Source organism: Acinetobacter sp. 228, from assembly GCF_048147885.1.
Genome location: NZ_JAYWYV010000574.1, coordinates 1 through 1,058, shown reverse-complemented (window position 1 = coordinate 1,058; position 1,058 = coordinate 1). Strand labels below are relative to the sequence as shown.

The 1,058-nt window shown below is 40.4% G+C and carries 1 protein-coding gene and 1 pseudogene; one reads left to right on the top strand and one right to left on the bottom strand.

Annotation, left to right across the window (positions count from 1 at the left end; genetic code table 11):
* Positions 1-599, bottom strand: a pseudogene (gene hemW, locus VXQ92_RS20920) (radical SAM family heme chaperone HemW); the annotation flags it as partial.
* A gap of 117 nt (positions 600-716) precedes the next feature.
* On the opposite strand from hemW, the gene VXQ92_RS20915 reads away from it, so the two are divergent.
* Positions 717-1,058 (top strand): DMT family transporter (locus tag VXQ92_RS20915; RefSeq protein WP_416683058.1); only part of this gene is annotated, 342 nt, incomplete at its 3' end.

The following is a 1,058-nucleotide window of genomic DNA, read 5'->3' as shown; positions in this document are numbered from 1 at the left end:
TGTTCGGAAAAATACAGTATTTGGTTCAATGGTCAGTTGATACCAGCTGATATGTGTTTCACCCTGCTCTACAGCCGTCTTTAAATCATAAAGTGCTTGCTCTAGTGTTTGTTCTGGCAAGCCATGCATCAAATCGACATTAACTCGCTTAAAGCCTGCTCGTCTTGCTTGCTCAATTGCATCCATGGCATTGTTGGCTGAATGAATACGCCCAAGCTTTTGCAGGTGATCGGTATTAAAAGTCTGTACACCAATCGACAAACGATTAATACCCGCCTCTAAATAGCCTGCAAACGGGTCATGTTCTAATGTTCCCGGATTAGCTTCTAAAGTAATTTCGCAGTCATCTTCAAAGTTAAGCAGCGATTTAAGCTGTTCAAATAGCCATGCATAACCTTTAGCAGAAATGAGCGAAGGTGTTCCACCACCAATAAATACACTGTGAATTGAACGTCCTTGTGCCATCTCGACTTGAGTTTCAAAGTCGGCCACCAATGCTTTTAAATAAGTTTGCTCGAGTTCTGCCGAAAGCGCGCCATCAGGCACCGCATGTGGATATATAAAGATAAAGGAACAGAAGCAGGATTTAATACGGCCAAGGAACAGGGTCCAATTTACACAATATTTCTATTTTAACATGACTGCATCAATGGGCTTATGAAAACATACCTTAATTGCTTTAGACTGTTTTTAAACATACTTAAATATTGATAAAAATGATGAAATTCTCTAGTCAACTTTTCCTGATCTTACCCTTAGCTATGGGAATCGGTGTTGCCATGGCTTTTCAGACTGCAATTAATGCTCAGCTTCGTGAGCAATTACACTCACCATTGCAAGCAGCATTGTTATCATTTTTCATAGGTACTATCGTCTTAGCCATTATGGTGTTCTTCCAAAGTGCCGAGAAACCGAGTTTAAGTGAAATATCCAATATTCCATGGCTTCTCTGGACCGGAGGATTTCTTGGGGTTTATGCAATTAGCATGAGCATTTATACTGCACCTAAGCTTGGTTTTTTAACCTTTACAGGGTTAGTCGTTTTTGGGCAATTGGTC